Below are 12,295 nucleotides of genomic sequence, written 5' to 3' on the forward strand. Positions count from 1 at the left end.
GTCCGCGAGGAGGCTTCCATGAAATCGTCCAGAACGCTCGGACTGGTGATGATCGCGCCTGCGGCGATCATGATCGTTCTTTTCTTCCTGATGCCGGTCGTTCTGACGGCGGTCTTTTCGATGACCAGCATGACGACGGCGACCGGTATTTCCGGCGGTGTCTATCAGATCGCACCCAACTCCATGATTGCGCTAAAATCGGCAATACCGGACATTGCCGCCGAGATGGCCGAACCGCGCTACACGATCGACGAGGCGGGCCTCAAGGCCGTCGAAGGACTCGGGCTTGCGCCGGGGATTGCTGGGGAATTGCGCGCCAAACATGCAGGTGAGGTGTTCACGGCACGCCGCGACGTCGAGCGCATGCTCAAGGATCTCGCCGACCGGCCTTCGACGCGCGACGTCAAACAGATTTCCGAACAGTTCAACCGCTCTGTTCTCAACACCCGTTTCGACAGCAAGGAGCAGCTCTTTTCGGCGCTGGACGGTCTGGGGTTCAAACTCACACCCGAGCAGAAGGAAACGGTCGCCAAGGCCACGTATACCGGCTGGGTCTGGACGACCGACAATTTCTCGCGCATGACCACCTCACCCGACATGGCACGCGTGCTCTTGAATACCGTGCTCTACGTCGCGCTGGTGCTGATGCTGTTCAATGTCGGCTATGCGCTGCTACTGGCCATCTGGACGCATTACATGCCGCCGACGCCAGCCTCGATCTTCCGCGGCATCTGGCTGCTGCCGCGCATCACCCCTGTCGTCATCTACGTGATGCTATGGAAGTGGCTCGCCTGGGACACCGGCTTCATTTCGATCCTGATGGGCAAGTTCGGCTATCCGCCGAAGAACTACCTTCTCGACAACGCCTATAACGCCTGGTTCTTCGTCGTGCTGATCAACGGCTTCATCGGCGCCTCTATGGGCATGCTGGTCTTTTCTTCGGCGATGAAGGCCATTCCGAAAAGCCAGTTCTATGCGAGCGAGGTCGACGGCGCCTCGCGCTGGCAGCAGATCCGCTACATCATCCTGCCGCAGATGCGCTGGCCGATCCTCTTCGTCACCTGCTACCAGACGCTGTCGCTGCTTGCCTCCTTCAATGAAATCCTGCTAGCCACCAATGGCGGACCGGGCAATGCGACCGAGGTCTGGGCGCTGTCGGCCTATCACACTGCGCTGAGGAACTATGCCGGCAACCTGGAATACGGCTTGGGTGCCGCCATGGCACTGGTGCTCGTCGTCATCGGCGTGATGCTGTCGCTCCTCTATCTGCGCGTCTTCAACTACGGCACGCTTGTCGCCAAGCCCTTGATCGAGGATTGACCATGGCCGAACGATCGCAGCCCTCGGCAAATTACCGCAGTTGGCCTGTCATAACGGCGCTGACTATCGTCAGCCTGCCGCTGCTGCTGATGTATGTCTATCTCTTCCTCGACACCGTGACGGTGAAGCAGGCGGACGCGCTGCTGCCCTCCGGCCTGACGCTCGACCACTGGCGATTCCTTTGGCAGACGACGGAAGGCAAGGCGAACATCTGGCAGGTGACGCTCAACACGCTGCTTTTCGCCACGTGCACGACCAGCGTCGTGCTCATCGTCTCGTCGATGGCAGGCTATGTGCTTTCGCGGCTGAACGTGCCGGCGCGCGGCTTCTTCCTTGCCGGCGTCATGGTGCTGCATGCCTTCCCGTCGGTGACGCTGATCATCGCCATCTTCATCGTGCTGCAGATGATCGGCCTCTACAATTCGCTGATCGGCGTCATCCTGGTGAAGGCGGCGATCGACCTGCCGCTCGGCATCTGGCTGATGAAGGGCTTCTACGACACGGTGCCGTGGGAAATCGAAATGGCCGGCGTCGTCGACGGCGCCTCGCGCTTCCGGGTCTGGCGCAGCCTCGTCTTGCCGCAGGTCAAGCCTGGGATCATGGCGCTCGGCCTCTTCTCTTTCCTCTCCGGCTGGGGCGAGTTCATCCTGCCGCAGGTGCTGGCGCCTGGTAATCAGGTGCAGGTGCTTTCGGTCTATCTCGCGGCCTTCCTCGCCGACGATAACAACTATGACTTCAACATGTTCAAAGCAGTCGGCGTCTTCTACCTCGTTCCGGTGCTGATCGTTTACGCGCTCTTCAACAAATACCTCATGAACATCTATGGCGGCGGGAGCAAAGGCTGATGCGCATCCTCCTCGACAATTTTTCGAAGAGCTTCGGCTCCACCAAGGTCATCGAGAACATGACGCTCGAAGTCGGCAACGGCGAGATGCTGGCGCTGCTCGGCCCTTCCGGCTGCGGCAAATCGACGACGCTGTTTTCCGTCTGCGGCATCCACCGACCAAGCGGCGGACGCATCCTCTTCGGCGACCGCGACGTCACGGACCTGCCGAGCCAGGCTCGCAATGTCGGCGTCGTTTTCCAGTCCTATGCGCTCTATCCGCACATGACGGTTACCGAGAACATCGGCTTTCCGCTGAAGGTGAAGGGCATGCCGGCCGCCGAAATCCGCAAGGAAGTCGACCGCATCGCCGCCCTCGTTCAGATCGGCAACCTGATGGGCCGCCGGCCGGCCGAGCTTTCCGGCGGCCAGCAGCAGCGCGTGGCCCTGGCGCGCGCGCTGATCCGCAAGCCCGATGTGCTGCTGCTCGACGAGCCGCTCGCCAATCTCGACGCCAAGCTGCGCCTCGAAATGCGATCGGAAATTCGCCGCCTGCAACGCGAAACCGGCATCACCGCCATTCTCGTCACTCACGACCAGGTTGAGGCGATGAGCATGTGCGACCGTATCGCCATCATGAAGGAAGGCGAGATCGTCCAGATCGCCACGCCGGCCAAGATGTACAATGATCCGAAGACCGCCTTCGTCGCCGGCTTTCTCGGCAATCCGCCGATCACCTTCCTGCGCGGCGTCGTGGACAAGGGCGCCTTCACCATCCCGCAAAGCGAGATCCGCGTGCCGCTGCCAGATTCTGTCGGTGCCGCTGAGGGCACGAAGCTGATGCTCGGCGTCCGGCCGGAGCATTTTACGCCGGCAGGCGATATCGCCGTTCCCGGCAAGGTCACCTTTGCCGAAACACAGGGTCGCGAGAACCTCTACGACGTGGCTCTTGCCGGCGGACCGCTGCTGCGCTCGATCCAGCCGGTACGCAGCGATATTCACGTCGGCGACGACGTTCGCTGGGCGATCGACAGCCGCGGCGTGTTCATCTTCGACGAAAATGGCAGGAGGCTCTGATGACCCGAGACTTCTCGGCATTTTTCGAGCGTTACGGCTGGCCGTCAGGCAAGGGCCGGCTTCCCTTCTGCATCGGCCATCGCGGCGCCAGCGGCCATGAACGCGAGAACACGATCGCTGCTTTCCGCCGCGCCGCCGAACTCGGCGCGGAAATGTGGGAACTCGACACGCAGCTGACCAAGGACGGCGTGGTCGTCGTCTCGCATGACGATCACCTCGAGCGCGTTTTCGGCATCGACCGCCGCATTTCCGAGATGACGGCGGCAGAGCTCGCCGGCCTCGACGACGTCGACGTGCCGAGTTTTTCGGAGGTGGCCGCGCTCGGTCGCGAGACCGGGACCGGTCTCTATGTCGAACTGAAGGCGCCTGGGACCGGCCTGCGCTGCTGGCAGCATCTTGCCGAGATGAACCAGCGTTTCGCCTGTCTCGGCTCCTTCGACACGGCACAGGTGCGCGAACTTAGCGACGCGGCCTGCGATTTTCCGCTTTCGGTGCTGATCCGGGTCGGCCACGATCCGCACGCGCTCGGCGACGAGGCCGGCGCCGATATCCTGCATCTGTGCTGGGAGAGGGCCGGCGAACGTCCGCAGGATCTGGTGACCGACGCGCTGATGCGCCGCGCCTTCGATGCGGGCCGCGAGATCGTGCTCTGGCACGAGGAACGGCCGGCCGTTCTCGATGACCTCATGAAGCTTCCGGTTCTCGGCATCTGCACGGATCTGCCCGATCTGATGCGGCCATCGGCGGTCAAGGAAAAAGCAGTTGGCAGACAAGGATAAGGGACCGCGCAAAGTAACCTCCTTCGACGTGGCGCGTGTGGCCGGCGTCTCGCGCGCGGCCGTGTCGCGCGCCTTCACGCCGGATGCCAGCGTCTCGCCGAAGACGCGCGAGAAGGTCTATGAGGCCGCCAAGGAACTCGGCTACCGGGTGAACTATCTTGCCCGAAGCCTGACCAACAAACGCTCCGATCTCGTCGGCCTCATCGCTGCCGGCCTCGACAATCCGTTTCGCACGCTGCAGATCGAGAATCTGGCAAGAGTGCTGCTCGCCCGCAATTTCCGCCCCATCCTGCTGCCGACCTCGCCGGAGGCCGATACCTCGACGGTCATCGGCCAGCTGCTGCACTACGCCGTCTCGGGCGTCATCGTCACCTCGGACGCGCCGCCGACCGAGATCTGTGAACAATGCGCAGCCGAGGGCGTGCCGATCGTGCTGATCAACAAGGGCAACGACATTCCCTTCGTCGACCGCATCATCTCCGATGATCGAATGGCCGGCCATCTCGCCGCCACCCACCTGATCGACAATGGCGTACGAAAGCCCGCCGTGATGGCAGCACCTAGCATATCCTACACTGCGCGGCGGCGCAGCGAGGCCTTCATCACGCGCTGCAAGCAGCTCGGCATCGAGGCCCAGTTCCTGCAGGTCAGGATCAACGACTACCGGAGCGGCTACGATGCTGCAGCCGACCTTGCCGCATCCGGCATAGACGGGCTGTTTTGCGCCAACGATTACATGGCCTGCGGCGTCATCGACCGCGTCATGCAGGGCCGCGGCCGCGATGATGCGCCGCCGCTCTCCATCATCGGCCATGACGATATTCCTCAGGCGAGCTGGACCGCCTACGATCTCACGACCATCCGCCAACCCTGCGACCTTCAGGCCGAAAAGACGGTCGACCTGCTGATGAGCCGCATCGTCGAGCCGGACCTGACGGCGCGTGTCGAATTCACACCGGTGACACTGATCAGAAGAAGGACCGCCCGATGAATGCCGCTTTCGACGCCGCCATCCGCGCACGGGCGGAGGCCGCGATCACCGTTGCTCTTGAGGTCGGGCGGGAGACGGCCCGGTTTCGGCACGACTCTGCTCCCGGCTCGCTTGCCGTCGAAAACAAGGGATTGCAGGATTTCGTCACCGTCGCCGACAGGAGGGCCGAGCAGGCGATCCGCGAAGGGCTGCTGTCGCGCTTTCCGGATGATACTTTCATGGGCGAAGAGAGCGGCGGACGATCGGGCGAGGGCGGCACCTGGGTTGTCGATCCGATCGACGGCACGACCAACTATATCAGAGGCTTCCGGCACTGGGGTGTTTCGATCGCCTTCGTCGTCGGTAGCAAGGTGGAGATCGGCGTGGTCTACGACGCCGCCGGAGACAAAGTCTTTCACGCCGTCCGCGGCGGCGGCGCCTTCAAGGACGGGCTTCCGGTGCATGCGGCTGCGACCGTCGATCCGGTCAATGCGCTTGTCATTCTCGGCCATTCCCGCAAGACGAGCTTCGACGACCATCTCGCGCTCTCGCGGCGGCTCCACGAACGCGGCATGGATTATCGCCGCATGGGTGCTGCCGCAATCGACCTCGTTCGCGTCGCCGAGGGTGCTGCCGATCTCTATTACGAACGCCACCTCAATGCCTGGGACATGCTCGCCGGCGCGCTGATCGCCGAAGAGGCCGGGGCCATGGTGGCGATGCCACCGGTCGACAAGCTGCTTGAAGATGGTGGACCTGTGATCGCCCACGCGCCGGGGCTCGCCGGCGAATTCGCCTTCATCCTCGACATCGAGGGATTGGCGCCGGTCGCTATTTAGATGCGTTGACGCCAGGCGCGTTCGGTCGCCGGCGCCTCGTCGGTGGTGATCTGATCCGGCTTCAGGGCCATCAGCGCCGAGAAGTTGCGCCATTCGGCCTCGCTGAAGCCAGCCTCCGGATCCTTCAGGGTGAAGGTCCAGGCATCGACACGTTTGCCTTCGTCACGGCAGAGCGCGATCATATCCAGCCCCGCATTGGCGGCATCAAGGATCAGCGGCCAGTGCAGATAGATCGTGTCCGGTTCGGTCGGGCCGCTGAGGTCAGCGCGCAATTCCGTCTCGACCGCCTTCCAGCCGTTGGCCTTCCCGATACCGTAGAGCTTGTTGGTCGGATCGATGCCGCGCAGGAGATGGGGAAGCTTCTCCTTGACCGCGACGATGAGGTCGAGACTGTCGCCACTGACGATCACCGAGGCGGCGATATCGCGGAAATGCGTGGCCAAATGCGCGACGCCCCTGGCGCCGATCGCTTGGTAGTCGTCCTTCATGTCGAATTGCAGCAATGCGGCTGGATGCGTCGATTGCATCATGGCAGCCAGATCCTCGCTGAGGATCAGCGGCCGGTCGCCCCCTTGCATCCTGATATCGCTGAGGTCACCGACGCTCTTTTCGGTGACCGGTCCATGTCCTGTCGTCTCGCCTTCGAGTTCCTTGTCGTGCAGCACGACAAAACCACCGTCGGCGCGCACGCGCAGATCGAGCTCCATCGAGGCGCCGGCCGCAAAGCCCTCCGCCATCACTTCGGCTGAGAACAGCGGATCGGAAAACCGCTTGCGCAAGCGGTGCCATTTCAGGCGGGTGCGATGCCCCTCATGCGAAATCTCCAGCCCCTGCGCATCCAGCAATCTCGTCATCTGCACCAAGTCTCCGCAATGCCGCTTTCCTGCCTTGACGAGCCGTGATTATCAAGGGCCGAATACGGCTTTCATCGGCGCGCCGGAAAGTTTTCGTCAGGCCGGGCCTAAGTCGGGTTGGCGGCCTTATGGTCGCCGAGCGCCAGATACCTGTCGAACATCTCGCTGTCGGCCAGCAAGGTCGCGCTCTCGCCGGCGTAGCTGACAAGGCCACGCTCCAGAACCACGGTGCGATCGGTCAGCGGCAGGATCTTGCGCGCCTTCTGCTCGATGATGATTGCCGACATGCCTTCGCCGTCGATGATCTTCCGGAGCGCCGCCAGCAGTTCGTCGACGATGATCGGCGCCAGTCCTTCGAGGGGCTCGTCGAGCAGCAGCAGCCTCGGATTGAGCATCAGCGCCCGTCCGAGCGCCAGCATCTGCTGCTCACCGCCGGAAAGCTGGTTGCCGCGATTGAAACGCCGCTCCTTCAACCGCGGGAACATGGAATAGACGCGCTCGACCGACCATGGACCGGGGCGGGCGATCGCCGTCAGATTCTCCTCGACGGTGAGCGACCTGAAGATGTTGCGCTCCTGCGGCACCCAGCCGATGCCGGCGGCGGCTCGCCGTTCCGGCCGCGTGCGCGTCAGATCGGCGCCGGCAAAGCTGATCGTTCCGGAATGATGGGTGGTGACGCCGACGATCGTGTCGACCAGCGTCGTCTTGCCCGCACCATTGCGGCCGAGCAGCGACAGGGACCGACCTTCATCGAGCTCGAAACTCACACCGCCGAGAACCCGGGCCTCGCCGTAGCCGGAAACGAGTCTGTCGATCCGCAAAAGCGCCGTCATGTCGCGTCCTCCCCGAGATAGACCGCCTTGACGCGCGGATCGGCGGCGATCTCGCCGACCGTCCCCTCGACCATCACCGCGCCTGCGACCAGAACCGAAATGCGGTCGGCGAAGGAGAAGACGAGATCCATATCATGTTCGATGAGCACCACCGTCACCTCGGCGGGCAGGCTGCGGACGATGGCAAGCACCTCGCTGCGCTCTTCTTCGGCGACACCAGCCGCCGGCTCGTCGAGCAGCAGCACCCGCGGCCGGCTCGCAAAGGCAAGCGCGATTTCAAGAAGCCGCTGCTTGCCATAGGCAATCCGGCCGGTCTTCTCGCCCATGACGCCGGAAAGACCGAAACGCTCCAGCAGGTCCACCGCCTCATCGGTCGCATCCAGATGGGCTGCCAACGGGCGCCAGGCGGAGCGGCCAAAACCGTCCCGCTCATTGATCGCCAGCAGAACCGATTCCAGCGGCGTAAAGCCCGAAAAGAGCTGGTTGATCTGGAACGTGCGCGCGATACCGCGCCGCACGCGCCTGTGCGAGGAAAGGCCGGTGATATCCTCGCCGTCGACGATCACCTGTCCGGAGGTCGGCTTCAATACCCCGGTCAGCAGATTGATCAGTGTGGTCTTGCCGGCACCGTTCGGACCGATCAGCGCATGACGTGCGCCGCTTTCGATCGTCAGCGAGACATCGTTGGTGGCGGTAAAGCCGCCGAAACGCTTGACGAGGTTGCGGGTTTCAAGGGCGACGGTCATCGGCTTTCTTTCAGCTTCACGCCAGGCCGCCATGTCGCGAGCCGCTTGATGCCGGCCTGCAGCGAGGCCGGCAGAAATGTGTGCCAGCGGGCGATGCGCTCGCGGCCGACGAGCACAATGGCGATCAGGATCAGGCCAATCCAGAACATCCAGTATTGCGGCGTGGAGACCGAGAGCCAGTCGCGTAGCACGGTGAAGATAACCGCGCCGATGATGCCGCCATAGAGATAACCGACACCGCCGATGACGAGGACCAGAAGCACATCCGCCGAGCGATGGAAGGCGAGGACATCGGGCGAAACGAAACTCGTCGTATGCGTCAGCAATGCGCCGGCAATGCCGGCATAGGCGGCGGCGATCGTATAGATGACGATGATCCGGTTCCTCGCCGGAATGGCGACCATCGCGGCGCGCATCGGATTGGCCTTGATCGCCCTCAGCGACAGGCCGAAGGAGGAGTTCACCAGATGCCGTGCGACAAATGTCAGGGCGAAGAGTGCGGCGAGGCTGTAGACATAGCCGGTGCGGCCCCAGAGGTCGAACTCGAAAAGGCCGAGGATCGGCCCGATGGTGACGCCGCTGAGGCCATCCGCGCCGCCCGTCACCCATGCCATCTGGTTGGCGAGCTCGGCGAGCATCAAGGCGATGCCGAGCGTCGTCATCAGCCGCGTGAGATCCGAGCCTCGAAGGACGAGGAAGCTCGCCCCGAAGCCGGCAAGGCCGGAGACCGCGGCTGCGGCAAAGAGGCCGGTGACGGGTTCGGCGATGGCATATTTGGCAAAGAGACCTGCAGCATAGGCGCCGAGGCCGAAGAAGGCGGCGTGACCGAGCGAAACGATGCCGGCGTAGCCGAGCACCAGATCGAGGGATAAGGCAAATAGCGCGGTGATGGCGATTTCGGTGAGCAGCAGCATCTTCGAAGGCAGCACGAAGATGGCAGCGGCCGCCGCAATCCAGAGGACGATCTCATAGAGCCGCCAGGCATTGCCGCGGCGAAGCTGTTCGATGGCGCGTTTTCTCGCCTCGTTGCGCGCGTCGCTCATCGGCCACCCTCCCGCGAGAACAGCCCGTGCGGACGCAGGAGAAGCACGGCGACCATGACGCCGTAGATGACGAAGGCGCCAATCTCAGGCACGTAATATTTGCCCGCGACATCGGCGACGCCGAGCAGGAGGGCGGCAAGAAATGGCCCAGTTATCGAGGACGTGCCGCCGACGGTCACCACGATCAGGAAGTAGATCATGAATTTCAGCGGAAAATTCGGATCGAGCCCGAGAATCTCGGTGCCCATCGCGCCGCCGAGGCCGGCAAGGCCCGAGCCTACGGCGAAGGTCAGCGCGAAGACCGCCGAGACATTGATGCCGAGCCCGCGGGCGACCCTTCCGTCATCGACAGCGGCACGCAGCTGGCTGCCGAAACGGGTTTTCGTCAGCAGGAACTGCAGCGTGATCGCCAGAAGGATGCAGACAAGGATGATGAAGAGCCGGTAGCGGCCGATGCCGACGCCGTAGAAATCCCAGCGGCCGGAGAGCTCCTGCGGCAGCTGGATCATCTGCTGCTGGCCGCCCATGAAATAATAAGCGCCGGCAATCGACATGAAGACCAGGCCGACGGAAAACAGCACCTGATCGAGATGCGGCTTGGAATAGAGATGCCGGTAGAGCAGGCGCTCCAGAACCAGGCCGGCAAGCGCGACTGCGAGGAAGGCGATCGGCAAACACCAATAGAAGGAAACGCCATAGCTGTTCATCAGGACGACAGTGATGTAGCCGCCCGCCATGGCGAAAGCGCCATGGGCGAGGTTGATGAAATTCATCAATCCAAGCGTGATGGTCAATCCGCAGGCGAGAATGAACAGCAGCATTCCATAAGCGATGCCGTCGAACAGAATAGTCAGCATGACAAACCCGACTTTCCAGGAGCAAAGCGGCGGAGCTGGCTCCGCCGCATCTTATCGTAAAGCTTACTGACCGGCCTTGACCGGGTCCTTCACATCCTTGTAGGTCGCAAATTCGACGTTCTGCAGTTCGCCGTTCACGTCCTTGACTTCGCGCATATAGATATTCTGGATGATATCGCGGGTCTGCGGATCGATGGAGATCGGTCCGCGCGGGCTCGTCCAGGCAAGGCCCTTCATCGCCTTGATCAGCGCCGCACCGTCCGCATCGCCCTTGGTGGCTTCGAGCGCGGCATAGATGGCATGCATGCCATCATAACCGCCCATCGCCATAAAGTTCGGGCGCATATTGTTGTTGGCGGCCTTGAAGGCCTTGACGAATTCGGCGTTCTCAGGGCTGTCGTGTGCAGCCGCGTAGAAATGCGCGGTGATGGTGCCCAGCGCAGGCTTGCCCATGCCGTTCAGGATGTCGTCGTCGGTAATGTCACCGGTTCCGATCAGCTTGATGCCCGCTTCGGCAAGGCCGCGGTCGACGAACTGCTTCATGAACAGCGAGCCGACGCCGGATGGCAGGAACACGAAGACCGCATCCGGCTTGGCGTCGCGCACACGCTGCAGGAAAGGCGCGAAATCCGGATTCTGCAGAGGAATACGCACGGCCTCGACGACCTCACCGCCCTTTGCCTTGAACTCCTTGGTGAACCAGGTTTCCGCATCGATGCCCGGGCCGTAATCGGTCACGAGGGTTACGACCTTCTTGATATTGTTTTCATGCGCCCAGCGCGCGACCGGCACCGAATATTGCGGCAGGGTGCCGCTGGTTCGGATGAAATATTCCGATGCCTGCGTGATCGACGAGGTGGCGGCGGCCATGACGACGGCGGGCACCTTGGCCTGGGTGATCACGGGTGCGACGGAAAGCGCCAGCGGCGTCAGTCCGAAGCCGGCAAGCGTGTTGACCTTGTCGTTGACGATCAGTTCCTGGGCGATACGGCGGGTCTGGTCGGCGGTACCGGCATCGTCACGCACCACGAGTTCGATCTTCTTGCCGGCGACGGTGTCGCCATGCGCAGCGATATAGGCTTTTGCGCCGGCCTCCACCTGGCGGCCAGTCGATGCGAAGGGGCCGGTCATCGGCAGGATGAGACCTACCTTGAATGTATCCTCGGCATAGGACGGCAGGCCAAGGCCGGCCGACATGACAAGCCCCGCAGAGAGGGCAATCAGACTTCTTCTGGCAATCACGGCTTTCTCCTCCTTTTACCGGCGATCTGCGCGATCCGCCGGCCTCCTCTTTTCTCCATCGGCATTCTCGTCGGTCAGCCGGGGCCTCCTCGCCCTCGATCGCCGGCCGCGTCTCACGTCGATATCAGCGTCAATCCCGGAACGCGAGTGATCAGGCTGCGATCCTCTTCCATGACGAATTCCAGATTGTGCCGCGCAAGGCGCGCATGTTCCCGCGCCAGCGCCTCGGCGCGGGTGCCTTCACGCATCTCGATTGCCGAAACGATGTCGCGGTGCTGACGCTGCGCATGCACGAGCGACAGGCGGAAGGCGAGCACGTCCTCCTGCTTTTCCAGAAAAGCGCTCGGCGAGGCAAAGGGCAGTTGCGTCGCCCGTTCCACCTCGCGCCGCATCATCTCGCTGCCCGCAAGACCGGCGAGCATGGAATGAAATTCCGCATTGAGCTCGACATACTGGGCAAACAGCATGTCCTCCGGCCGATCGCGAAAGCATTTGTCGAGCTCGAGGATCAGACCCTTGATCGCCTTGAGCTTGGCTGGCGTGACACCGCGTTCGGCGGCGAGACGCGCCGCCGTGCCCTCAAGCACACCACGCAGCTCGATGGCGTCGAAAACATCCGCGGTGGTGAAACCGCGCACGGCGTAACCGCCGGAGGGGATCTGCTCGAGCAGGCCTTCCTGTTCGAGACGCGCAAGCGCGGCGCGCAGCGGTGTGCGCGAAATGCCGAGCTTTTCGGCGAGCCACACTTCCGAAAGACGTTCGCCCGGCGAGACTCCGCCGCCGAGCACGAGATCACGCACGCCAAGAAGGCCTTTCAAGGCCTGGCTGTCGCGCTTGCGATCCACGGTTCTCTTTTCCGCAACCATCTCCCGTTCCATCCCGAAATTTGCGGTCCGCGGCCTATTCGGGCGC

The 12,295-nt window shown here is 62.8% G+C and carries 13 protein-coding genes; 6 read left to right on the forward strand and 7 right to left on the reverse strand.

The window, feature by feature from the left end; genetic code table 11:
• Positions 1-18: 18 nt before the first annotated feature.
• Genes OLZ32_RS26115 through OLZ32_RS26140 form a run of 6 tightly spaced genes read left to right on the forward strand, consistent with a single transcriptional unit; the run spans position 19 to position 5,808 of the window.
• The gene (locus OLZ32_RS26115; RefSeq protein ID WP_264398475.1) at positions 19-1,320 is read left to right on the forward strand and encodes a carbohydrate ABC transporter permease; all 1,302 of its coding nucleotides are present in this window, start codon (positions 19-21) and stop codon (positions 1,318-1,320) included.
• Positions 1,321-1,322: 2 nt separating this feature from the next.
• Positions 1,323-2,165 (forward strand): carbohydrate ABC transporter permease, encoded by an 843-nt coding sequence (locus OLZ32_RS26120; protein WP_164047288.1) that lies wholly within the window; start codon positions 1,323-1,325, stop codon positions 2,163-2,165.
• Complete coding sequence (locus OLZ32_RS26125; protein ID WP_003549235.1) at positions 2,165-3,220, forward strand: ABC transporter ATP-binding protein; 1,056 nt, start codon at positions 2,165-2,167, stop codon at positions 3,218-3,220. Before OLZ32_RS26120 ends, OLZ32_RS26125 begins: the two co-directional genes overlap by 1 nt.
• A complete protein-coding gene (locus OLZ32_RS26130; protein WP_264398476.1) occupies positions 3,220-3,999 on the forward strand; it encodes a glycerophosphodiester phosphodiesterase in 780 nt (259 codons plus the stop codon). Before OLZ32_RS26125 ends, OLZ32_RS26130 begins: the two co-directional genes overlap by 1 nt.
• Positions 3,983-4,990: a LacI family DNA-binding transcriptional regulator gene (locus OLZ32_RS26135; RefSeq protein WP_264423506.1), complete on the forward strand. Its 1,008-nt coding sequence runs from the start codon at positions 3,983-3,985 to the stop codon at positions 4,988-4,990. The genes OLZ32_RS26130 and OLZ32_RS26135 overlap by 17 nt, the downstream gene beginning before the upstream one ends.
• Positions 4,987-5,808 (forward strand): inositol monophosphatase family protein, encoded by an 822-nt coding sequence (locus OLZ32_RS26140; protein ID WP_264398478.1) that lies wholly within the window; start codon positions 4,987-4,989, stop codon positions 5,806-5,808. The genes OLZ32_RS26135 and OLZ32_RS26140 overlap by 4 nt, the downstream gene beginning before the upstream one ends.
• Here OLZ32_RS26140 and OLZ32_RS26145 read toward each other — a convergent pair.
• The 7 genes from OLZ32_RS26145 to OLZ32_RS26175 all read right to left on the reverse strand — a co-directional run bounded on the left by OLZ32_RS26145 (position 5,805) and on the right by OLZ32_RS26175 (position 12,249).
• Complete coding sequence (locus OLZ32_RS26145; RefSeq protein WP_264398479.1) at positions 5,805-6,662, reverse strand: glycerophosphodiester phosphodiesterase; 858 nt, start codon at positions 6,660-6,662, stop codon at positions 5,805-5,807. The two genes, OLZ32_RS26140 and OLZ32_RS26145, sit on opposite strands and share 4 nt — an antisense overlap.
• Before the next feature lie 107 nt (positions 6,663-6,769).
• Positions 6,770-7,495, reverse strand: a complete 726-nt coding sequence (locus OLZ32_RS26150; RefSeq protein WP_264398480.1) for an ABC transporter ATP-binding protein — start codon at positions 7,493-7,495, stop codon at positions 6,770-6,772.
• Entirely contained in the window at positions 7,492-8,241 is a 750-nt protein-coding gene (locus OLZ32_RS26155; RefSeq protein WP_065284952.1) for an ABC transporter ATP-binding protein, read from the reverse strand. The genes OLZ32_RS26150 and OLZ32_RS26155 overlap by 4 nt, the downstream gene beginning before the upstream one ends.
• Entirely contained in the window at positions 8,238-9,284 is a 1,047-nt protein-coding gene (locus OLZ32_RS26160; RefSeq protein ID WP_264398482.1) for a branched-chain amino acid ABC transporter permease, read from the reverse strand. Before OLZ32_RS26160 ends, OLZ32_RS26155 begins: the two co-directional genes overlap by 4 nt.
• A complete protein-coding gene (locus OLZ32_RS26165) occupies positions 9,281-10,141 on the reverse strand; it encodes a branched-chain amino acid ABC transporter permease (protein ID WP_003549243.1) in 861 nt (286 codons plus the stop codon). Before OLZ32_RS26165 ends, OLZ32_RS26160 begins: the two co-directional genes overlap by 4 nt.
• Before the next feature lie 63 nt (positions 10,142-10,204).
• On the reverse strand, positions 10,205-11,383 hold the full coding sequence (locus OLZ32_RS26170; RefSeq protein WP_003549244.1) for an ABC transporter substrate-binding protein: 1,179 nt from the start codon (positions 11,381-11,383) through the stop codon (positions 10,205-10,207).
• A gap of 113 nt (positions 11,384-11,496) precedes the next feature.
• Positions 11,497-12,249 carry a GntR family transcriptional regulator gene (locus OLZ32_RS26175; protein WP_065284949.1) on the reverse strand — a complete coding sequence of 251 codons (753 nt, stop codon included), beginning with the start codon at positions 12,247-12,249 and terminating at the stop codon, positions 11,497-11,499.
• Positions 12,250-12,295: the final 46 nt, after the last annotated feature.

Origin of the sequence: Rhizobium acaciae, from assembly GCF_025941625.1 — a bacterium.
Classification (GTDB): Bacteria; Pseudomonadota; Alphaproteobacteria; order Rhizobiales; family Rhizobiaceae; genus Rhizobium; species Rhizobium acaciae.